Below are 21,705 nucleotides of genomic sequence, written 5' to 3'. Positions count from 1 at the left end.
AGAACTCCGGATTAATTGCATGGCGTCCAATCATCAACATACAGACTGGCTCGAACTGCGGCGCGATGACGAAACGGGTATTGAGAGCGTCAACGCCCACTTTCAGGGGCATGCCTACGATCCTCACGATCATGATGAAATGCTGGTGGGCGTCACGCAGCAGGGCTTGCAGCGTTTCAATTGCCACCGCTCGCTGCACACCAGCCGGCCGGGGCGCGCCATGCTGATCGAGCCGGGCGCGGTGCACGATGGCCATGCGCCGCAGGCCGAAGGGTTTACCTATGCGATGCTTTATCTGCCGCAGCGCTGGGTCTCCGACGCGATGCAGCGCCGCGGATTGGGGGACGCTTCAGTGCTGGAAGGCGCCTTCCACAGCACGTTGACCGACGATCCGATGCTGGCGACCGCGATACAACAGGCTTTTTTTGCGTTGCATCAGAGGGAAGGCCGGCTGGCGCGCGATCAAAGCCTGGACCAACTGCTGACGCTTTTGGCGCGGCATATACGCGTCAGGCCAACGTCCCAACGCGATGACGCTTTGATTGAGATGAATCGTTTACGGGACTACTTGCACGAGCACATGGCGGATAATCCCAGTCTGGAGGAACTTGCGCTTCAGTGCGGCCTGGATCGTTTCCGTCTGACTCGCCAATTCACCCGCGCTTTCGGCCAGTCGCCGCATGCTTACCTGATCCGGCTGAGGCTGCGTGCCGCGCGACTGTTACTGGCGCAGGGGGAAGAGCCGGCGCAGGTCGCCATGCGGGTAGGCTTTGCCGACCAAAGTCATTTGGGCCGCTGGTTCCGGCGCGCCTACCGTTTATCGCCGGCGGCCTATCAACGGCAGTGCACAAACGTTCTATACCGCTGACTCGCTCATCGCCGATGATGCGCTTTTAAGAGCACAACGGAGTAGAGCGAAACATGTTTGATACCAAGATAGCGTTTATCGTGCGCGACGATCTGCAAACCTGGCAGCGGCTGAACGTGGTGGCCTTTCTGGCGACGGGCATCGCCGCCGCCGCCCCGGAGATCATCGGCGAATGTTACGTGGATGCGCAAGGCAGACGCTACGGCGGCATTTCCGGGCAGCCGATGCTGTTTTTCGCCGCGGATCTGCCGGGCCTGCAAAATGCGCATCGCAAAGGGCTGGAACGGGAATTGACGCTGATCCCCTATGTGCACGCCATGTTCTCGACCGGGCACGATGCAGCCAACCGGCAGGTTTTTCTCGCCGAAGACGCGGACAACCTGGATTTGGTCGGCCTGGCGCTGCGCGGGCCGAAGAAAGCGGTGGATAAGGCGATAAAAGGCCTGACGCTGCACGCCTGAGAAATACCGTTAGCGCAGTGCGCTTTTGCGGCGGGATCCAATACGGCGCTTAGGCCTGGAACGTCTGCAGCCAGGCGGCGAACTTTCTCACGACCTCATCGTCCCGATCGCGCAGCAGCAGGGAATAAACGCCGGTTCGAATCGTCAACGCCGGGAAGGGCGACACCAGCCGACCGGACGACAGATGTTTGGCGCAGAACAGGTAAGGCACGACGGCCAGTCCCAGGCCGTCTTCGGCCGCCTGAATGGCGGCGAAGGTATGGTCGAGCGTTAGCGGCGGCGGCGAGGCGTCCAGCGCCGTTGGATAGGTATTCAACCAGCTGCGCCACAAATCCTCCCGGGCGCGGATGCGAATGGCTGTATGCCCGGCCAGATTGTCTGGCGCACCGATCGGCATGGTGCGCAAATAGCTCTGGCTGCAGACCAGCAGGCTGTCTTCCTGCAAAAAAGGGATCGCCTTCAGCCCTGAGAAGTGCGCGGGGTCGCGCCTGATCGCCAGATCAAACGGCATATTGCGATCGACGGCCCCAGTGGCGGTGGTGATATCAACCGCGACCTCCGGATGAATCTCGTTGAACGTCGCCAGTTTCGGCATCAGCCAGTGCATGGTGAACGTCGGCAGGCTGTGCACCACCAGCCGTTGCCGACCGGCGCTCGCTTTCAGCGCGCTTTCCGCGGCATACAGTTCGCTTATCACCCGAGATGCGGTGCGGGAAAAATTCTCGCCGGCCTGCGTCAGCCGCACGGATTTGTGTCCGCGATAAAACAGCGTGACCCCCAGCTGTGCTTCGAGACTGCGAATATGGCGGCTGACTGCGCCGGTGGTGAGAAACAGCTCATCCGCAGCGGCGCTGAAGCTGCCGAGACGGGCGGCGGCTTCGAAAGCGGACAGGTGCGGCAGGGAGTGGATTTTTTTCATAGGTTGAGTCTAGCTCAACCAAATGAGGGAGGAAAGATCGTTTGTCAGCCGTTGATTTTGCTCACTATGATGAGGCATTTCCTTCTGATTGCTGAGTTTATGATGCGGATCTTTTGGCTATCGGTCATGTGTGTTAATGGCGTTATCCTCACCCTGCGGTTGGCAGGGAGGCGGCGCTGAAATGCGAGCTTTCTTTTTGCTTTGCGTGAGCCGGGCTGGCCTCTGCCTGGGCACCATGATGTTTGCCGGCGCGCTGCCGACCATCAGAAGCGAGTGGCAGCTCGACGCCGCCTCCGCCGGTACGGTGCAGACGGTGTTCAGCCTGACCAACGCCCTGGCGTTGCTGGTGGCTTCCTGGTGGTGTGATTCGCTGGGCGCGCGTCGCGTGTATCTGCTGTTTTCCTGGCTGGGCGCCGGTGCGCTGATGCTGTTCGCCGTGTTTGCCCATTCGTATATCGGTGCGCTGGTGTTGATGGCCTTCGTCGGCCTGACGCAGGGCGGCGCCTATACGCCGGCGCTGCTGTTAGCGATGGGGATGAACGGCCCGGCCCGACGCGGTTACGCCATCGGCATGATCCTGGCGGCCAGTTCGTTGGGGTATTTTCTGTCGGTTTTCATCGCCGGTTGGAGCGCCATGCGCTGGGGCGCCGGCGTGGCGTTTTCCCTGTGCGCCGCCGGTGCGTTACTGGGGGCGCTGGCGGGTTCGTTGGCCCTGGTCGGTTATCAGGAACCGCAACCGCGCACGCTGGGAAGGAAGACGAAACGAGAAAGCTATGCTATCACCTATGCGACCCTGCTGTTGCTGATCGGATATATCGCTCACAGCTGGGAACTGCTCGGTAACTGGGCCTGGGCACCCAGCCTGGTCAGCGAGGCGTTGAGCGTTTTCTCTCTGGATCCGCTCAGCGCAGGATTGATCGTCGCGGCGGTGATCCACCTGGCCGGCATGATCGCCACGCTGATTGTCGGCACCGTTTCCGACTATTTCAATCGTGCATCGGTGTTGATGTTTATGGGCGCCGCGGGCGCGTTGGGATCGCTGCTGATGGGGTGGTCGGCGAACTGGGGGCCAGGCTGGACGCTGCTGTTCGTCAGCATCGGCAGTTTCTTTATTCTCGGCGACTCCGGCGTGCTGTCGGCGGCGATGGCGGACAACGTGCCGCCGCAACAGCTCGGTAGCGTGATGGGCTGGCGATCGTTGCTGGGGTTCGGCATCGGTTCGTTCGCCCCGTTATCCTTTGGCGTCGTGATGGATACCACCCAGAGCTGGGGCACGTCTTATGCCGTGTTGGCCTGCGGCGGCGGGGTAGCCTGCCTGGCGGCAGGGTTGCTTTGGCGACAACATTTGAAATGAGGCACGGGCATCATTAATGAATGAGAAAACATCAGGTTACCGCTCAGCGCGATTTATTGATAATGGAATGTGAAAAGATGGATATCACCGCGATTGCCGCTCAGTTTGGGTTGGATGCCACACAGCCGCCGCTCAGTCTTTATCCCTATGCGCCGGTTTATAAGATAGGGGAACATGTGCTGAAACGTACCCGTCCGACGACGGATGAAGCCCATGCGCTGGCGGCGTATCTCGCCGAGTTGTGTTATCAGGGCGTAGATATCGTAGTGCCGACGGCGTGTCCGCAAGAGATGGAGGGAAGCATGTGGGTGGTTTATCCCTTTATCTCGGGAGAGAAATATGCAGGCCGCGATGAACAGATCGTGGCGGCCGGCAGGCTGCTTGGTCGAATACACGCGCTGTCTCCGACAAACCATAACGCCGGGCTGACGACCTATGACGAGTACGCGCTGACTGAAGAAGACATCTTGGCGGATCTGGATGTGATCGCCGACCATGCGGCTGGGCAGGGGATTACTCTCGATATCACGGCGTTCAAAGCACGCATGCTGCAGATTGCCGAACGGCAGATGGCGCTGAAAGAACAGGCTCTTCCTTGTGTGGCGACGCCCTATGACTTTAAAGCCGATAACTTGGTGTATGTCGCGCCGGATAGGCCGGTGCTGATCGATCCCGATAACGCGCTGTTTTTACCGCGGGTATTTGACCTGGCGTTGGTGCTGCTGCTGTTCCACAATACCCTGGCTTCAGCCCCCGGTCGTGTCTTCAGCGTGTGGGAATGGCGACTGTTCTTGGCGGGTTACGGCGAGTCTGTCACGCTGACGGCCGATGAACTGCAGGGCTGGCATCAGGCAGTGGAACATCTGTTTCTCGACGAAGTGCTGTGGCTGATGGCGGACTTTGCCGATGGCTGGCGCGATCCCCGGCAGACGGCGCTGTTCGTCTCGCTGTTCAAGCTGCTGGATAATCTTTCCGACTACGGATTAACACCGTAATGCGCTCAACGTTGCAGCGGTTTTTTGCGCCGTCGGCGAGGCTCTTATATATTTAGTAGCATGCCTGAGGCAGGTTAGGCATGAAACGGCGGTCGATCGGGCCGCTGCAAGTACGACAGTTAATCCGTTCGCCAAGAGGCTGCGAGCCTGTGCTTTCGGTAGGGACAGCCGCCAATCGTTTTTACGGCGACCGAAGGCGGAGCAGCTACTCACCGGTCACGAGGACACTTACCATGCATAAGAGAACACTGGCGTCACTGCATTACGAAAACATGCCTTACGATGGGGTACACTTTCACATTTTGAAACGGGAGACGCCTGGCCATACGGCGTTGCTGAAGCTGGATGCGGGCAGCCGGCAACCGGCGCGTTTTCACCCGGGCTGGGTGAAACTGATGGTGCTGAGCGGTGAACTGAAGGTTGACGATCAGACGTTGCAACCCCATGAGATGTTGATCATTCCTGCCAATACCGCTTATACGGTACAGGCCATCACGGAAGTGATTTGTCTGGCGATTTCCGAGCTGGACGGCGCCGAGTTGGCCCGTTGATGAGATAACCACGTTGGATGGAGGAGAGCCTAGGCGCTCTCCCTATCCCTTCAGCATTAAGCCGCCCCCCAGGCCGAGCTACCTGCTGATTGATGCATACACCTCCTGATTTATGCCACCGCGCTTTCCCTCTCCATCACTTTCGGCCGCGTCGCCCCCGCAACGAGCCGCCATCGCGCAGCGCATGCGCAACGTCATCGCCTCCGTTTTACGCAGAACGATGAAATTTTGGTGTAAATAGTGAGTTTCTTCGCATAAGGCCCCTGGTGTGGCTTGCGAGAACGTCACTATATGGAGGATCATGCGGTCCCTCTATCAAATAAAAGACATTCGCGTTATCAAAAGGGACAAACGATCATGGGATTCGAAGTCGACAACGCCGAAACGAAACGCATCGACCTCAGCAGCCACGAAAATTCCTCGTTCGAGGTGACGGGGCTGGTGAAACACTATCCGGCGGGCTTCGTCATTCCTTACCACTCGCATAAACGCTGTCATTTGCTCTATTCGCAACAGGGCGTTATGGCGGTCGAGGCGAGCAGCGGGCGCTGGATCGTGCCGCCCACCACCGCGGTTTGGTTGCGGCCGGGGGTAGAACATCAGATCGTCATGCAGAGCAACATCTGCGTTTACGGGATTTTGGTCGATGAAATCACCGCCGCGCGTTTGCCGCTGCGCGACGGCGTATTACAGGTTTCACCGCTGTTGCGAGAACTGATCGCCCAGTTGGCGACGCTGGCGCCTGAAGGGGCGGAGACCAAACGCAATGCGCTGCTGAGAGCGTTGTTCCTGGAGGAACTGAGCCTGCAGCCGCAGCTGGCGCTGCATCTGCCTTGGCCGGCAGAGGCGAGAATGGCCGAAATTTGCCGGCAGTTGGTCATCACACCGGCCGACGAACGCGGTATTGAGGCCTGGGCCGATTCACTGTCGATCAGCGTAAAGACCTTTCAACGTCATTTCAGTCAACAAACCGGCATCACCTTCGGCCAGTGGAAACAACGTCTGCGGCTGCTGTCGTCCATTCCGCTGCTACTGGCCGGCAACTCGATCATCCACGCCGCCTTCGAAAGCGGTTACGAGAGTCACAGCGCCTATTCGGTGGCGTTCAAAAAATTGTTTGGCGTTTCGCCTTCGCGCTTTACGCTATAGCCTTATGGCAGGAGCCGCTTGGAGATCGTTGTTGCTTGCACTCAAGTGAGCATCGACTGCTGAGCGAAGATACCCGCCATCGCGCCTTGCCATGTCGCCGTGGTGGCTGAGGGGATGCCGGCGTTGGCAAGGTCACCGGCGGCATAGATGCCTGGCATACTGGTTTCGTGGCGCTCATCGGTCTTAAGGACGATGCCGGTTGGCGTATTGAGCGTGGTGAGGCCCAGTGCGTCATGAAGGTGTGTGGACGGCCTGGTAAGCGGATGTGCGAAGAGAATATCGACTGCGACATCGGTGCCGGTATCGATCTTGATGGTGGCAATCTGGCTCCCGTGACGTGCGATTTCGGCGATCCGACCATCAACGAGAGGGACCTGACGGGCCGCCAGTTCGGTCCGTATGTCGGGAGGGATGTCGTGTCCATTGCTGAAGACAGTCAACCTGTCGGTCCAGTCGTGAAACAGCCTGACCTGATTCATCGACTGCGCTCCAGACCAGACGAGGCCCCAATGCTGGTCAGCAACTTCGAAGCCATCGCAATAGGGGCATGGGATGACGGATGTGCCCCAGCCTTCAGCAAAGCCAGGAATGTCAGGCATCTGGTCAACAATGCCATAGCTCAGGATCAGGCGGCGCGCACGTAGGGTTTCAGTATCGCCAGTGAGGACGGAGAAATTGTCGATAGTACCGGAGATGCTGTCCGCGCGGGCATTAACCATCTTGATGGCAGGGTAGCGCGCGAGTTGCTGCCGCGCCGCGGCCAGGATCTCGGACGGTGGTTTGTCATCGTGGCCGAGCACACCGTGTGAACGGTTAGCGAAGCGGTTGCGCTGAAGGCCGGTATCGAGAACGGTGACCGTGCGACGGGCACGGCCAAGCTGCAGGGCTGCGGCGAGACCGGCAAAGCTGCCGCCGATGATGATGACGTCATTATTCATGGTGAGATGTTCCGTTTTGTTGATTCAGTGGAGTGCCCGGGGTCGCTGTATCATCCGGCGAAAAATCTGTCAGAGCGCAAGTGTATTTAGGATTGTGACCATATTACAAGTTGGTCACTCGTTGTCAACCGAGCTTCATTGGGCTAAGATGGGAAAATGACTAAACAGATGAATGAAACTCCTTCCAGGGGACCTTCCGACCACAGTGTCCGCGATCAGGTCGTTGAGGCGGCCACTGAGCATTTCGGTCACTATGGCTACGAAAAAACAACGGTTTCCGACCTCGCCAAAGCAATTGGTTTTTCAAAAGCTTATATCTATAAATTTTTCGATTCCAAGCAGGCGATTGGAGAAGTGATCTGCGCTAATCGGCTGGCGATCATAAGGGACATTGTCAACGCAGCGATTGCGGATGCGCCGACAGCCGCAGAGAAAATAAGGCGATTATTCAAGGCATTGTCAGAATCTGGCTGCGATTTGTTTTTTCATGACCGTAAGTTGCACGATATTGCGGCCGTTGCTGTGCGTGACAAATGGCCCTCAGCACAAGCTCATGAGCAGCACCTGCGGCAGCTCATTGAGCAGATCATTGTTGAAGGGCGCCAGGCAGGTGAGTTTGAAAGAAAAACGCCACTGGACGAGGCGGCGGATGCAATTTTTATGGTCATGCGTCCCTATATCAGCCCGGTTCAGCTGCAATATAATTTGGAAACCGTCCAAGCAGCGGCGGTATTGCTGCCATCACTGATCCTGAGAAGTTTGTCACCCTGACTTGTGACCATTGACAATAATAGTCACAAGTATAAGTATGGGTTCCTGTCCTGTTTAATTCATTAAGGGAACCCATGCTCGGACTTAAACCTGTCACCTTTGCTGTCTGTCTGTTGCCGTTTGCCCTTGTGGCCTGCGGTGAGGCTTCCGATAACAGCGATCCACGCAGTCTGCCACCTCTGGTCAGGTCTGCCGCAGCGATCAATGCAACCGACTTTTCCCGTGCTTTTACGGGGGTGGTTGTTGCACGAATTCAGAGCGATCTTGGTTTCAGGGTTCAAGGCAAAATCCTGGAACGTCTCGTCGATACCGGTCAGGCCGTGAAACGTGGTCAGCCGTTAATGCGTCTGGACCCGGTTGATCTGAGCCTACAGGCTCAGGCTCAGCAACAGGCCGTCGCAGCAGCAAAAGCGCGAGCCCGACAGACAGCGGATGATGAATCGCGTTATCGCGGTCTGGTCACCACAGGCGCTGTGTCGGCATCCGCTTACGATCAGGTTAAGGCTGCCGCAGAGACGGCCAGGGCTGACCTCAGTGCCGCCAAGGCGCAGGCGAATGTGGCGCAAAACGCCATGGGCTATGCAGTCCTGGTCGCTGACGCCGACGGAGTGGTGATGGATACGCTGGCCGAACCTGGTCAGGTGGTCAGTGCCGGACAGCCAGTTATCAGGCTGGCGAGGGCAGGACAACGCGAAGCGGTCGTCCAGTTGCCTGAGACGCTGCGCCCGGTAATTGGAAGCGTGGCACAGGCCTCTCTGTACGGCAGCGATACACCCTCTGTTTCTGCGAAGCTACGGTTACTCTCTGATGCAGCCGATCCGCTGACGCGCACGTTTGAAGCAAGGTACGTGCTCGACGGTCCATTGTCTGGTGCCCCTCTGGGGGCCACTGTCACCATCCATATTGCGCAGAACAGAGCATCGCAGCCGTTGCTGCAGGTGCCTTTAGCGGCTGTTTTTGACGCGGGTAAAGGCCCGGGGGTCTGGAGCATTTCAGGAAATCCCGCCAGAGTGACATGGCGGTCCGTGCAGGTCGTGAGCCTCGGGGATGATGCAGCAAGCGTCACCGGCAGCCTTAAGCCTGGCGAACAGGTCGTGGCGCTGGGCGCTCATCTACTGCATGATGGTGAAACAGTCCGGCTGGCGAAGCAGAGCGATATCCGTGTCGCCGGGAGTCGTCCATGAGTCGCGGACGTTTCAATCTTTCCGCGCTCGCCGTCCGCGAGCGCTCCGTTACGCTGTTTCTTATCCTGTTGATCACCGTTGCCGGTATTCTCTCGTTCCTTGGGCTGGGGCGCGCAGAAGACCCGCCTTTTACGGTCAAGCAGATGACCATCATTTCCGCCTGGCCTGGAGCAACGGCTAAGGAAATGCAGGATCAGGTGGCCGAACCGCTGGAGAAGCGTCTCCAGGAGCTCAAGTGGTATGACCGCACAGAGACCTACACGCGTCCCGGTCTGGCTTTTACCATGCTGTCATTGCTGGACAGCACTCCCCCCTCAGAGGTCCAGGAAGAGTTCTATCAGGCACGCAAAAAACTCAGCGACGAGGCTAAAAATTTGCCGGCAGGGGTGTCTGGACCGATGGTCAACGATGAGTTTTCGGATGTCACGTTTGCGCTCTTTGCGCTGAAGGCGAAAGGAGAGCCACAGCGGCTACTGGTGCGCGATGCCGAGTCATTACGCCAGCGCTTATTACATGTTCCCGGGGTAAAAAAGGTCAATATTATCGGTGAGCAGGCCGAGCGGATATTTGTCTCATTTTCCCATGACCGTCTGGCAACCCTAGGGGTCTCTGCCCAGGATATCTTTGCAGCCCTGAACAACCAGAACGTGCTGACACCTGCGGGCTCGATAGATACCCGTGGCCCGCAGGTTTTTATCCGTCTGGATGGGGCTTTTGACACACTGGAAAAAATTCGTGAAACGCCGATTGTGGTGCAAGGGAGGACGCTGAAGCTTTCCGATGTGGCGACGGTCGAGCGTGGCTACGAAGATCCGGCGACCTTTATGGTGCGTAATCAGGGCGAACCTGCACTTCTGCTGGGTATCGTGATGCGTGAGGGTTGGAATGGTCTGGAGCTGGGTAAAGCGCTGGATAAGGAAGCCGCCAGCATCAATGCGGACATGCCACTCGGCATGACATTCGTAAAAGTCACCGATCAGTCAGTTAACATCAGTTCCGCCGTAGATGAGTTCATGATCAAATTTTTCGTCGCGTTGCTGGTCGTGATGGTGGTCTGCTTTCTCAGTATGGGTTGGCGTGTGGGTGTGGTGGTCGCTGCTGCTGTGCCCCTGACGCTGGCTGTCGTCTTTGTGGTCATGGAGGCGTCAGGTAAAAACTTCGACCGTATTACCCTGGGCTCGCTCATCCTGGCCCTGGGGTTGTTGGTGGATGACGCCATCATTGCCATTGAAATGATGGTGGTGAAAATGGAGGAGGGGTACGACCGAATCAAAGCCTCAGCCTATGCATGGAGCCACACTGCTGCGCCGATGCTGGCGGGCACCCTGGTGACGGCCGTTGGCTTTATGCCCAACGGTTTTGCACAATCCACGGCGGGTGAATATACCAGCAATATGTTCTGGATTGTGGGAATTGCATTGATTGCTTCCTGGGTGGTGGCAGTGGTGTTTACCCCTTACCTTGGGGTGAAAATGCTGCCGGATATCAAAACGGTTCAAGGGGGGCACACAGCTATCTACAACACCCGCCGCTACAACCGTTTTCGTCAGTTGCTGGCGCGGGTCATCGCGCGAAAATGGCTGGTCGCGGCTTCTGTCGTCGCGGTATTCACCGTTGCGGTTCTCGGCATGGCGCTGGTGAAAAAACAGTTTTTCCCGACGTCTGACCGGCCAGAGGTCCTTGTGGACGTCCAGATGCCATATGGCACGTCCATTGAACAGACCAGCGCCGCCGTGACGAAAATTGAGGACTGGCTGAAGCACCAGAAAGAAGCAAAAATCGTGACGGCTTATATCGGGCAAGGGGCACCACGTTTTTATCTCGCCATGGCACCGGAGCTACCCGATCCCTCTTTTGCGAAAATTGTTATCCTGACGGACAGTGAGGGATCCCGTGAGGCGCTCAAGTTCCGTCTTCGCCAGGCTGCGGCTGATGGACTGGCTCCTGAGGCGCGAGTTCGCGTGACCCAACTGGTGTTTGGCCCCTATTCACCCTATCCGGTTGCCTTCCGTGTGACAGGGTCAGATCCGACTGTATTACGAGGCATCGCGGACAAGATGAAAATGGTGATGCAGGCCAGCCCGCTGATGAGAACGGTCAACACGGATTGGGGTTCACGCGTGCCAACGCTGCATTTCACCCTGAATCAGGACCGCCTGCAGGCAGTGGGGCTGACGTCAAATGCAGTGGCCCAGCAGCTTCAGTTCTTGCTTTCGGGTGTTCCGGTCACCGCGGTGCGCGAAGATATCCGTTCGGTGCAGGTCGTGGGACGCGCTGCCGGCGATATCAGGCTTGATCCGGCGAAAATAGAGGGTTTCACCCTGATCGGTTCTGCCGGGCAGCGTATTCCGTTATCGCAGGTTGGCGAGGTCGAAGTGCGCATGGAAGACCCGGTCCTGCGACGTCGCGACCGTATGCTAACCATTACCGTGCGAGGCGATATCGCCGAATCCCTTCAGGCACCTGATGTCTCCACTGCGATTTTCAAACAACTGCAGCCCATCATCACAACGCTTCCGAATGGATACCGGGTTGAACAGGCTGGCTCTATTGAGGAGTCAGGGAAAGCGACCCAAGCGATGGTGCCGTTATTCCCTATCATGATAGCCATGACATTGCTGATCATTATCCTTCAGGTGCGTTCGATGTCGGCGATGGTGATGGTCTTTATGACCGCACCGCTGGGGCTGGTCGGTGTGGTGCCAACCTTGCTGCTCTTCAACCAGCCCTTTGGCATCAATGCGCTGGTTGGTTTGATTGCCCTGTCAGGGATCTTGATGCGCAACACGCTGATCCTCATCGGGCAGATTCATCACAACGAGCAGGAAGGGCTTGAACCCTATCATGCGGTCATTGAGGCAACGGTACAGCGCTCCAGGCCTGTACTGCTGACGGCGATGGCGGCCATTCTGGCCTTTATCCCGTTAACCCACTCGGTATTTTGGGGAACCCTGGCCTATACCCTGATAGGCGGGACACTGGGTGGGACCATTATTACGCTGGTGTTCCTGCCTGCTATGTATGCCATCTGGTTCCGGATAAAGAGCCCAACGGCAACCTTGCCAACCGAAAACCATTCCACGTCTGAAGGATTAAAAAATGTCTGAACATAAAGCCGTTCTGATTACCGGCGTTTCATCAGGCATTGGCGGGGCTGCCGCCTTGGCTTTTAAAGCCAGAGGTTGTCAGGTATTTGGTACCGTCAGGTATATCAATGGCGTTGCGCTGACAGAAATGGATGTTCGTCATTTAAGGAGCATGCCTAAGCGGGAGTAAATTCAAGCCGATAGATGTGCCAGTTGTGCAATACGGCGCAACTGGCATGATTTTGATAGTACCGTAAGATATTTTTTCGTTTTCCAAGCGGACCTCGCGCATAGCGCGCTTCTCCTATAGATTGAAGCAACCTAATGACGTATAAAGCAAAGCAGTCAACCTCCGAGGCCGCTTCCCGTGATAAAAATTGTCGTGTATCTGATTATCGCCGTGACGATCGCCATTATTGCGGCAAGAGTCATCTTTCGTTTGCCGGATATTTCGCAGCGTTCGCCGCAGGCGGCGCTGCCGGCGGATCCTACCGCGCTATTGCCGGCACGGGCCGCCGAACAGATGGCGGCACATCCCGGCCTGAGCGGCGTGGTGCCGCTGGTCAGCGGCCACGATGCGTTCGCCAGCCGCCTTGCGCTGGCGCGGATGGCGGAAAGGTCTATCGATGCCCAGTACTATATCTGGCATAACGACACCTCCGGGCAGATCCTGCTGAAAACCTTGTATGACGCCGCCCAGCGCGGCGTGCGCGTGCGGCTGCTCTTGGATGATAACGGCGTCGCCATGGACGAGACCCTGGCGGCGCTGAACGCCCAGAAAAACGTCGAGATCCGTCTGTTCAACCCATCAACCGTGCGCACGCCGAAGTTGGCCGGCTACGCCTTTGACTTTATGCGCATGAACCGGCGCATGCATAACAAGTCTTATATCGTCGACGGCGCTGTGGCGATCATCGGCGGCCGCAACATCGGCGACGAGTATTTCCAGGTCGGCGACGAAAACTATTTCCTCGATCTCGATGTGTTGAGCGTCGGCAACGTGGTGGCGGAAACCGCCGAGGTCTTCGATCGCTACTGGAACAGCGCTTCGGTGTTTGGCGTTGAGCAAATTATCCGAGGCAAAGGCAATCTTTCTGCTTTCCTGACGCAGGCCACCGCGACCGAAAGCAGCGACCGGGCCCGCAAACTGGCGGTGCAGCTGGAAACCAGTGCGGTGCGTTTTCGCGATGGCGCCGTGCAGCCGGAATTCACTCAGGTCGAGCTGGTGGCCGACGATCCGGCGAAAGGGTTGGGTAGGGCTTCGCGCGATCGTTTGATGGTGACGCAGCTCAGCAAGATCATCGGCGGCGTCAACCAGCAATTGGATCTGGTCTCCGCCTATTTCGTGCCGGGCCGGGAAGGGGCAAGCTTTTTTGAATCGCTTGCCAAACAGGGGAAGTCCATCCGCGTGCTGACCAACGCGATGAACACCACCGACGTGCTGGTGGTGCATGCGGGCTATGCCAAATACCGACGTGAGCTGCTGCAGGCGGGCGTGGAGCTGTTCGAGTTGAAATTGCGCGCCGGCCAACCGACGGGGCGCAAGGAGCTTAAACCGCTAGGGCTGTCCGGCGCGGCGCTGCACGCGAAAACCTTCGCCATCGACGATAAGCGGGTGTTTATCGGTTCGTTCAATTTCGATCCGCGCTCGGCGCACCTGAACTGCGAAATGGGATTCTTGATCGACAGCCCGACGTTGGCGGCCGACACCCGTCAACTGTTTGATGGCCCGCTCGAGTATGCCGCCTATCGGCCGACATTGACGCCCAAGGGCAAAATGGTGTGGAACGAAGCCTTCGAAGACGGCCACACCGAGGTGCATCAACAAGAGCCCGGCGCCGGCTGGGTAAAACGCATCGTTCTCACCGTGGCCGGCTGGCTGCCGATCGAGTGGATGTTGTAACGGCGGCGAATGCCGCCGCCACCCGTTGAGTCAACCGTTGCAAGGGAACCTCGCCCGCGATGATTGCGATGAGGCGCGCATCCTCAAACAGGGCGAGGGAGGGCACGGATTTGATGCCGAATGCAGGGGCGAGCGTCGGCGCCTGCGCGACGTCAATGCTGCCGAAGGCGATCTCGTTGGCGTGACGGTGCAGCTGTTCAACGATCCCCTGCATATTCTGGCAGGGGCGGCACCAGGATGCGGAAAAGTAGAGGATGGCCCGCTGCCCCTCGGGTTTGTCCGCGTCATAGAGGAAACGGGTCACCTCATGGGGCTCCGCCAGGTTCGTGATCGTCATGGCAGGCTCCTGACGATCTCCATCCCCATCCAAAACATCGTGACGATTTGTGTGAAAAAGAAAACGAAGCGCCAGGTGGCGACGTTTTCCGTCTGCTCGAAACCGATGTGAACCAGACTCTGCGCCATGCGCGCGCCGAGCAGGACCAGAGACAAGACATTCAGCGTTGTGCTTTCCACCTGAAATACGGCTATCGCCACAACGAGGGCCGTATAAACCGGCAAATTCTCAATGCAGTTGCGATGCGCCGCAATGGCGCGCTGGTAGCCATCGCTGCCCTGCGGTTTGTTCGCTTGCCATTCGCTGACCGTGGCGCGGCCGGTTAAAATTCTGGACCAGCGATAAACGCCGACGGTGCCGAATAGAATCAATAATGTCCAGCCGGCAAACGCCAGCAGCACCAGGGTTGGCATATTCATAACGCATTCTCACTTGTGTAGGGGAAGGCCGGCGGCCTCAGGGAGAGCCAATCGGCTTGAACACAAGGTTATATTAGTATTACATAAATTAGCAATACCTAATTTAATAAATGCTAATGTAATGCTGTGCCAGCGCCTGAAAGCCGCTATAATGCGGCTGAATGATGACGGGCCGGTGATTGACCATGAATGCAAAAGCTAAGCAGGATCCCTTTTTGATCGACGGAGCGGTTGAAGCCGCCAGGCTGTTGAAAGCGATAGGCAATGAACACCGCTTGCTGGTGCTTTGCCTGCTATTGAAACACGATGAGATTGCCGTGGGGGAGCTACAACAGTTGGTGCCGCTCAGCCAATCGGCGCTGTCGCAGCATCTGGCGAAAATGCGCAATGAAGGTCTGGTAACGTACCGACGCGAAGCGCAAACCCTGTTTTACCGCATCGATGACCCAAACGTGGCGAAAGTGATCGCCACGCTCAGAGAGATTTACGCGCCGAAGTGAACAGGGCGTTTTTGGAAAGAGAAATGATGCAGCGTCTGTCGATATAAATTGGCCGTGTTTTTCGGCAGAGTGATAAAGCAGAGTTTATTGGATGTTATTTTATTGAATTATATTTTTTATATTATTTACCGATAAAGATTACTGGCGTTTTTAATTATTTCCCAAGGCAGTAAAATCGGAAAAAATGACCGATTGGATTATTCTTTTCTGTAGCCACTTCGGCAGAAACCAAAGGATCTTCCGCCATGCGCATGATGAAAGCCGCCGCCTTTATCGAAAAGGGGCGAATAGAACTCATTGAAAAACCTATTCCTTCCCCTGGCCCCAACGATGCCTTGCTCAAAATAACCACGACGACAATCTGCGGCACGGATATTCATATCCTCAAGGGAGAATACACGGTGCCGCGCAGGTTGACCATTGGCCATGAGCCGGTCGGCATTATTGAAAAGTTGGGAAGCAATGTTAAAGGCTTCGAAGAAGGGCAGCGGGCATTGGCCGGCGCCATTTGTCCCTCGTTCACGTCTTATGCCTGTCAGGATGGATTTCCCGCCCAGGACGGTTCTTATTTACCCGAATGTCGCTGCCACGGCTATAAAGCCACGGCGGGTTGGCGCTTCGGCAATGTTATCGACGGTGCCCAGGCTGAATATGTACTGGTGCCTGATGCTGAAGCCAATCTGGCGCTCATACCGGACGGTCTGACAGATGAACAGGTGCTGATGTGCCCGGATGTGATGTCTACCGGTTTTAAAGGCGCGGAAAATGCCAACATTAAAATTGGTGACACGGTGGCCATCTTCGCCCAAGGACCGATCGGTTTATGCGCCACTGCGGGCGCTCGCCTGCAGGGCGCCAGCCTGATTATTGCCGTCAGCAGCTCTCCCGAAAAGCTGATGATGGCGGGAAAGATGGGGGCAAACGTCTTGCTGAATTATAAGGAAACCGATGTGATTGATGAAATATTCAAGATTACGGCGGGGCGTGGTGTGGACGCCAGCATCGAGTGTTTGGGGACGCAGGCCACCTTTAATCAGGCGCTGCGTGTCTTAAAACCCGGTGGCACATTGTCCAGCCTTGGCGTCTATAGCGACGATATTCAATTGCCTGTCGAGGCGTTTGCCTATGGGCTGGGCGATCATACGATTCGTACGGCTCTGTGTCCCGGCGGCAAGGAGCGGATGCGCAGAATGATGAACGTCATTCAGCATGGCGGTTTGGATCTCACACCGTTCGTGACGCATCGTTTTCAGCTGGAGAATATTGCCGAGGCTTATCATATGTTCTCTGAAAAGCGCGATGGCGTGATTAAGTTGGCGATAACGCCGTAACTGTGCAACGCAGGATGAATCTGGCGCAGCGACTGCAGCGACCGCAACCGGCTGCGCCTGGTGTTACCTGCTTATCGTCTGCTGCAGCGCCTGAACGGAAGAGGCGATGCCGGCATCGACCGACATGGTCAAGTCTTCCATTTCCAGCGACACCCAGTCGTTGTAACCCATCATGCGCACCACCGAGAAGAATTCCTTCCACCACTGCAGATCCCGGCCGCAGCCGACGGCGACATAGTTCCAGGCCCGGCCGGCCACCTCGTCGATCGGTTTGGTTTCCAGCAGTCCGTTAACTTCGACGACACCGCGCTCCAGGCGCACGTCCTTGCCGTGTACGTGGTGAATCGCGGGACCAAGGGCGCGGGCCACCGCGATGGGATCCGCGCCCATCCAGATCAAGTGGCTGGGATCGAGGTTCAGGCCCACCATCGGGCCAACGGCTTCGCGCAGCCGGAACAGCGTTTCCGGGTTCCACACCAGCATGGCGCTGAAGTTTTCCAGCGCAAAGCGCTCGACGCCGCACGCTTTGGCTCGGGCGACCAGCGCCTGCCAATAGGGGATCGCCACCTCATTCCATTGATAGTCCAGACAGTTTTTCACCGTAGGCGGCCAGCTGACGGTATAGGTGATCCAGTTGGGGACGGTGTCATGCGGGCTGGCCGGCGGCAGGCCGCTCATCATGACGATTTTCTTCACCCCCAGCAGGCCGGCCAGTTCCAGCGTATTGTCGGTTTGGCGCAGATGGCGCTGCCCCAGCTCGCCCGGATCGAGCGGATTGCCGGAGACATTGAGCGCGGCGATCTCCATGCCGCGGCTGGCCAGCGCTTGCTGCAGCTGCCGGCGTTTGGCGGGGTTGGCCAGCAGTTCCTCGGTATCCAGATGGGGCGCCGGGGACCAACCGCCGGTGGTCATCTCCACGCCGCGCACCCCCAGCTCCAGCAGCCGATCCAGCATCGGTTCGAAGGGTAAATGGCCCAGGCTGTCGGTACAGAACGAAAGTTTCATGGTGCTTTCCTTATTGGTAATTAACCCAGGTGGCGCCGTTGCCGGCGGAACGAACGCAGTTTTCAATCCAGCGCACGCCTTCCAATCCGGCATCGATATCCGGATAGATCAGCGCGGCCAGCGTCTGCCGATCGCCGCGCTGACTGGCGCTGATGGCGATGGCGAACTTGAGGTAAATATTGGCCCAGGATTCGGCTAGCCCTTCGGTATGCAACGCGCCGAGCCGCTCTTCGGCCAGCGCGCTGTCGTCCAGATAGGGCATGCCGTGGTGCAGCGTTTGGTTGGGCCGCCCCTGGATCTCATAGCGCAATTCGCCGGGCGTGGAATCGCTCCATTGCAGGCTGGCGCGTGAGCCCACCACGCGAATGCTTTGGCTGTCCATCGCGCCTGCGTTGATGGCGGAGGCCCACATGCGCCCGACGGCGCCGTTTTCGTAGTGCATCAGCACCATGGCATTGTCTTCCAGCGGGGCGCGGGAAGGGATAAAGCTCTGGCGATCGCACAGCAGGGAGGCAATTTTCATGTCGGGCATGACCAGCTGTGAGATGTAGAAGGTGTGGGTGGAAATGTCGCCCAGCACAAAGGAGGGGCCGGCGATTTTCGGATCGACGCGCCACTTTTGCGCCTCGAACGTGTCCGCGCTTTCGTTGGCGTTGAAGCCATGGGTGTACTGCAATTCGACCATGCGTATTTCGCCGATGTCGCCGTTCGCGATCATGGCGCGCATCTGCATCAGCAGCGGATGCCCGGAGAAGCCGTAGGTTACGCCGACGATCAGGCCTTTCTCCGCCGCCAGCGCCTTGATTTCTCTCGCCTCCGCCGTAGTGAAGAACAGCGGTTTTTCGCAGATGACATGCAGGCCGGCATTCAGCGCGGCGCGCGTGATTTCATAGTGGGTGCCGTTAGGGGTGGCGATGGTCACCACCTCAACGCCATCTTCGCGGTTGGCCTCTTGTTTCAGCAACTGCTGATAGTCGTCATAGCAGCGTTCGGCGGGCACGCCGAGATTGACGCCAAACTCACGCCCGCGCGCCGCGTCGATATCAAAAGCGCCGGCAACCAGCCGATAGGCGGTATTGTCGCGCAGTGCGCCGGAACGGTGCTTGTAGCCCACCTGACTGAGCCGGCCGCCGCCGATCATCGCCCAACGCAGCGGGCGAGGGATGCTTCTTTCACCATTTAACATGCTGACTCCTGACACCGTGGCTTTGCACTCGGGTGCAAAGCGGGTTGAAAAAGAGAGTGGCAACGGTTTATTTCTGGTTCATCTGCGCAAATTGCGGGTAGTTTTCTCGCGTCACGGTGGCATAAGGCACCCAGTTGTAAGACTCGGTTTTGGCGTGATCCAACATCGCTCGGGTCACTTGCACCGCGCCGATCGCCTGGGCTTTGGCATCCTGGAAAATGGTCACTGCCAGGTCGCCGTTTTTGATAAATTGCAGGCCGTCGGGCGTGCCGTCGATACCGGCAACCCGTACGCCGTTCTTTTTGGCCTGCTTCAGCGCCATGATCGCGCCGATGGCCATCTCATCGTTGTTGGCGGCGATCGCATCGATCGGTACGCCGTTCAGCAACCAGCCGGAGACCACGTCGACCGCTTCATTGCGTTGCCATTTCGCAGTCTGTTTCTCTACCACTTTCAGCTCTTTGTGTTTGGCGATCACCGCTTCCACCGCGCGGGTGCGCTCGCGGGTTTCTTCGTTGGAGAGGGCGCCCATCAGGATCGCCACGTTGCCGCGGTAATTCATTTTTTTCGCCAGGGCCTCCATCTGCAGGCGGCCGCTGAGCGCCGAATCGGAGCCGACGTAGGCCGTCGCGCCGCTCAGCGGCACTTCGGGTTTGCGGTTGACGAAGATAAGGGGGATAGCGGCGCGTTTGGCGGCCGCTATCATCGGCTGGACGCCTTGCGTATCGACCGGGTTGAGGATAATGGCGTCCACGCCCTGATTAATCAGATCGTCTACCTGCTGCACCTGCAGGGCGACATCGCCTTTGGCATCGACGAACTGGCCTTGCAGCTGCTGCGCAGCCAGTTCACGCGCCATTTGGCTGCGCAGGATGGAGACGAAGTTGAGATCGAAATTGGCCAGCGCCACGCCGACCTGATAGCTCTTGGCCTGAGCGGTCATGACAAACAGCGAGCAGGCTAACATCAACAACAGTCTGGTTTTTTTCATTACGGTATCCTGTTGAGAAGAGAGGTGTTATGTAAAAACAACGTTTTTGCAACCGGGTGCAAATCAGAAGGAAAAACGGCGACGAGTCTCTGAATGCCACCGTGAATGTCGGCCATGGATAAAATTTGGTCAACAGGGGAAAGGTGAAAACAGCGCGGACGATCACAAACTCTTTACGCTTTGCACCCGATTGCACAACAAATTGCAATCGGGTGCAAAAACGATACATAATTGCAGCAGATATGCCGACAGGCGCTTAGGGGATCTGAGCGAGCAGGGTATAGTTTGACTTCACCGAAGCAGGGATCGACGCAACCATGATAAAACACCACAAAGCCACCGCCAGCGACGTCGCCGAAAAGGCCGGCGTCTCTAAATGGACGGTATCGCGCGCCTTTACGCCTGGTGCGTCGATCTCGGACAACGCGCGTGAAAGCGTGTTGGCGGCGGCCGCCGAGCTGGGCTATCGGCCAAACCTGCTGGCGCGCAGCCTGTCGCAAAAACGCACGCACATCATTGGCGTAGCCATCGACGAGATGAAGAACCCGCATTCGATGATGATGCTCGATATGGTCACCAAACAGCTGCAAACCCGCGGCTATATGGCGCTGCTGCTGAACATCACCGCGGGCGAAAACTACCGGGCGGTGATGGCGATGGCCGACCAGCTGCAGGTCGATGGCATTCTGTTCCTGGCGACGGTGTTAACCAAAGAGTGGGCGGCGATCGCGCAAGATCTGCATCAGATCCCGCTGGTGCAGGTGTGCCGCAATACGGAAAGCGAACACATTGATGTGGTCAATATCGACGGCTACCGCGCCGGCGAAGAGATCGCTGCGCTGCTGATAGAGCAAGGGCATCGGCGCTTTGGTTACATGAAGGGGCCGGACACGCAAAGCAGTCATTTACTGCGCATGGAAGGCTACCGCGACAGGCTGATGGCCGCCGGCTTTCAGTTGAATCGGGTGCTCACCGCCGGCCACTACGATCGCCAACGCGGTTTCCAACTGATGAGCGAATACCTGCAGGCAACGCCGGAAAGCGAGCGGGTTGAGGCGCTGTTCTGCGAGAACGACGTGCTGGCGCTGGGGGCGCTCGAAGCGCTCAGGCAAACGGCGCCGTCGTCCGCGATGGCCGTGGTGGGCTTCGACGATATCGATGAGGCCGGCTCAGCCAACTGGGCGCTGACCAGCTACAGCCAACGCATCGACCGGCTTGTCGAAGAAGCCTTGAATCGCCTGATCGACAATCGCGCCACGGCAGACGGCGCCTGGCGGCACGGGGAATTGCGGGTTCGGCGGTCGCATTTGGGAGATAAACAGGCGTGAGGCTTTTTTGAGTGACGGCGTCACTTTTGAGGTTTGATGAGAACTCGTCGCGATACAAAGAAAAAACTCTATAGAAGAGAAAGCGTTACATCCAAAGGACCCATCGCCAGCGGTGGTGAATACCGTTGGGGACGCCATGGCAAACAGGCGGACGATGAGCAGTTGCCGCTGCGTGAAAGCATGCATGGGCGGATACAACATGGAATGGATTACACGCCGCTATTTCAATTTCTGCTCAGTAAAGTGGGCCACCCCTGGAATGAAGTACATAGCGAAGCGGTTAGTCGATTGGACAAACCAGCGCCCATTTTTTACCTGGTGGCGCTGCACCGTAAAAACTGGCGGAGCTATGTCTGCTGTGGTGAGTCGAGCTATTACAGCGGACTGTGTGTCGATGAACGCGGGATACTGCAGAAAGTGAACCCGGCA

General features: G+C 57.6%; 22 protein-coding genes. 15 read left to right on the top strand and 7 right to left on the bottom strand.

From position 1 onward, the window contains the following. Positions 1–19 precede the first annotated feature (19 nt). The gene (locus ACJ8PL_RS14915; RefSeq protein WP_016927732.1) at positions 20–868 is read left to right on the top strand and encodes an AraC family transcriptional regulator; all 849 of its coding nucleotides are present in this window, start codon (positions 20–22) and stop codon (positions 866–868) included. A 53-nt stretch (positions 869–921) separates the two neighbouring features. Beyond that, positions 922–1,329 carry a DUF2000 family protein gene (locus ACJ8PL_RS14910; RefSeq protein ID WP_442531248.1) on the top strand — a complete coding sequence of 136 codons (408 nt, stop codon included), beginning with the start codon at positions 922–924 and terminating at the stop codon, positions 1,327–1,329. A gap of 49 nt (positions 1,330–1,378) precedes the next feature. On the opposite strand, the gene ACJ8PL_RS14905 is transcribed toward ACJ8PL_RS14910, so the two are convergent. After that, positions 1,379–2,248: a LysR substrate-binding domain-containing protein gene (locus ACJ8PL_RS14905; RefSeq protein ID WP_016927730.1), complete on the bottom strand. Its 870-nt coding sequence runs from the start codon at positions 2,246–2,248 to the stop codon at positions 1,379–1,381. 181 nt (positions 2,249–2,429) lie between these two features. On the opposite strand from ACJ8PL_RS14905, the gene ACJ8PL_RS14900 reads away from it, so the two are divergent. The 4 genes from ACJ8PL_RS14900 to ACJ8PL_RS14885 all read left to right on the top strand — a co-directional run bounded on the left by ACJ8PL_RS14900 (position 2,430) and on the right by ACJ8PL_RS14885 (position 6,297). Continuing rightward, complete coding sequence (locus tag ACJ8PL_RS14900) at positions 2,430–3,602, top strand: MFS transporter (protein ID WP_228988389.1); 1,173 nt, start codon at positions 2,430–2,432, stop codon at positions 3,600–3,602. A gap of 77 nt (positions 3,603–3,679) precedes the next feature. Next, entirely contained in the window at positions 3,680–4,597 is a 918-nt protein-coding gene (locus ACJ8PL_RS14895) for a phosphotransferase enzyme family protein (protein WP_162883463.1), read from the top strand. Between the two features lie 233 nt (positions 4,598–4,830). Then, a complete protein-coding gene (locus tag ACJ8PL_RS14890) occupies positions 4,831–5,148 on the top strand; it encodes a cupin domain-containing protein (RefSeq protein ID WP_015377878.1) in 318 nt (105 codons plus the stop codon). Between the two features lie 357 nt (positions 5,149–5,505). Then, complete coding sequence (locus tag ACJ8PL_RS14885) at positions 5,506–6,297, top strand: AraC family transcriptional regulator (protein WP_016927725.1); 792 nt, start codon at positions 5,506–5,508, stop codon at positions 6,295–6,297. Between the two features lie 41 nt (positions 6,298–6,338). On the opposite strand, the gene ACJ8PL_RS14880 is transcribed toward ACJ8PL_RS14885, so the two are convergent. Then, positions 6,339–7,235, bottom strand: a complete 897-nt coding sequence (locus tag ACJ8PL_RS14880; RefSeq protein ID WP_442531247.1) for an NAD(P)/FAD-dependent oxidoreductase — start codon at positions 7,233–7,235, stop codon at positions 6,339–6,341. A 156-nt stretch (positions 7,236–7,391) separates the two neighbouring features. Here ACJ8PL_RS14880 and ACJ8PL_RS14875 point away from each other — a divergent pair, with 156 nt between their 5' ends. From ACJ8PL_RS14875 to ACJ8PL_RS14855, 5 genes are all read left to right on the top strand, one after another. After that, positions 7,392–8,006: a TetR/AcrR family transcriptional regulator gene (locus tag ACJ8PL_RS14875; protein WP_016927723.1), complete on the top strand. Its 615-nt coding sequence runs from the start codon at positions 7,392–7,394 to the stop codon at positions 8,004–8,006. 74 nt (positions 8,007–8,080) lie between these two features. Next, a complete protein-coding gene (locus tag ACJ8PL_RS14870) occupies positions 8,081–9,190 on the top strand; it encodes an efflux RND transporter periplasmic adaptor subunit (protein ID WP_079449708.1) in 1,110 nt (369 codons plus the stop codon). Further along, complete coding sequence (locus tag ACJ8PL_RS14865; RefSeq protein WP_240294065.1) at positions 9,187–12,297, top strand: efflux RND transporter permease subunit; 3,111 nt, start codon at positions 9,187–9,189, stop codon at positions 12,295–12,297. Before ACJ8PL_RS14870 ends, ACJ8PL_RS14865 begins: the two co-directional genes overlap by 4 nt. Next, complete coding sequence (locus ACJ8PL_RS14860) at positions 12,290–12,466, top strand: hypothetical protein (RefSeq protein ID WP_197724949.1); 177 nt, start codon at positions 12,290–12,292, stop codon at positions 12,464–12,466. The genes ACJ8PL_RS14865 and ACJ8PL_RS14860 overlap by 8 nt, the downstream gene beginning before the upstream one ends. A gap of 177 nt (positions 12,467–12,643) precedes the next feature. After that, positions 12,644–14,179, top strand: coding sequence for a phospholipase D family protein (locus ACJ8PL_RS14855; RefSeq protein ID WP_016927720.1), 1,536 nt, complete (start codon positions 12,644–12,646; stop codon positions 14,177–14,179). Here ACJ8PL_RS14855 and ACJ8PL_RS14850 read toward each other — a convergent pair. Beyond that, positions 14,139–14,516, bottom strand: coding sequence for a thioredoxin family protein (locus tag ACJ8PL_RS14850; RefSeq protein ID WP_079449711.1), 378 nt, complete (start codon positions 14,514–14,516; stop codon positions 14,139–14,141). The two genes, ACJ8PL_RS14855 and ACJ8PL_RS14850, sit on opposite strands and share 41 nt — an antisense overlap. Then, on the bottom strand, positions 14,513–14,935 hold the full coding sequence (locus ACJ8PL_RS14845; RefSeq protein ID WP_079449712.1) for an MAPEG family protein: 423 nt from the start codon (positions 14,933–14,935) through the stop codon (positions 14,513–14,515). The genes ACJ8PL_RS14850 and ACJ8PL_RS14845 overlap by 4 nt, the downstream gene beginning before the upstream one ends. Before the next feature lie 185 nt (positions 14,936–15,120). On the opposite strand from ACJ8PL_RS14845, the gene ACJ8PL_RS14840 reads away from it, so the two are divergent. Together ACJ8PL_RS14840 and ACJ8PL_RS14835 are read left to right on the top strand one after the other, a co-directional pair. Continuing rightward, positions 15,121–15,435, top strand: coding sequence for an ArsR/SmtB family transcription factor (locus ACJ8PL_RS14840; protein ID WP_016927717.1), 315 nt, complete (start codon positions 15,121–15,123; stop codon positions 15,433–15,435). Between the two features lie 245 nt (positions 15,436–15,680). Then, positions 15,681–16,766 carry an NAD(P)-dependent alcohol dehydrogenase gene (locus tag ACJ8PL_RS14835; protein ID WP_016927716.1) on the top strand — a complete coding sequence of 362 codons (1,086 nt, stop codon included), beginning with the start codon at positions 15,681–15,683 and terminating at the stop codon, positions 16,764–16,766. A gap of 63 nt (positions 16,767–16,829) precedes the next feature. Here the strand turns inward: ACJ8PL_RS14835 and ACJ8PL_RS14830 are convergent, their stop codons facing one another. The 3 genes from ACJ8PL_RS14830 to ACJ8PL_RS14820 all read right to left on the bottom strand — a co-directional run bounded on the left by ACJ8PL_RS14830 (position 16,830) and on the right by ACJ8PL_RS14820 (position 19,948). Then, positions 16,830–17,771 carry a sugar phosphate isomerase/epimerase family protein gene (locus tag ACJ8PL_RS14830; RefSeq protein ID WP_016927715.1) on the bottom strand — a complete coding sequence of 314 codons (942 nt, stop codon included), beginning with the start codon at positions 17,769–17,771 and terminating at the stop codon, positions 16,830–16,832. 10 nt (positions 17,772–17,781) lie between these two features. Next, on the bottom strand, positions 17,782–18,957 hold the full coding sequence (locus ACJ8PL_RS14825) for a Gfo/Idh/MocA family protein (protein ID WP_097102035.1): 1,176 nt from the start codon (positions 18,955–18,957) through the stop codon (positions 17,782–17,784). 67 nt (positions 18,958–19,024) lie between these two features. Continuing rightward, entirely contained in the window at positions 19,025–19,948 is a 924-nt protein-coding gene (locus tag ACJ8PL_RS14820; RefSeq protein ID WP_033640306.1) for a substrate-binding domain-containing protein, read from the bottom strand. A 317-nt stretch (positions 19,949–20,265) separates the two neighbouring features. Between ACJ8PL_RS14820 and ACJ8PL_RS14815 the strand changes: the two genes are divergently transcribed. Further along, the gene (locus tag ACJ8PL_RS14815) at positions 20,266–21,276 is read left to right on the top strand and encodes a LacI family DNA-binding transcriptional regulator (RefSeq protein WP_097102031.1); all 1,011 of its coding nucleotides are present in this window, start codon (positions 20,266–20,268) and stop codon (positions 21,274–21,276) included. 36 nt (positions 21,277–21,312) lie between these two features. Further along, the coding region (locus tag ACJ8PL_RS14810) for a hypothetical protein (RefSeq protein WP_442531246.1) at positions 21,313–21,705 on the top strand (393 nt) is incomplete at its 3' end.

The organism is Serratia sp. CY83965 (assembly GCF_052166375.1).
GTDB classification, from domain to species: Bacteria; Pseudomonadota; Gammaproteobacteria; order Enterobacterales; family Enterobacteriaceae; genus Serratia; species Serratia marcescens.
This window is presented reverse-complemented; position numbering and strand designations above follow the sequence as displayed.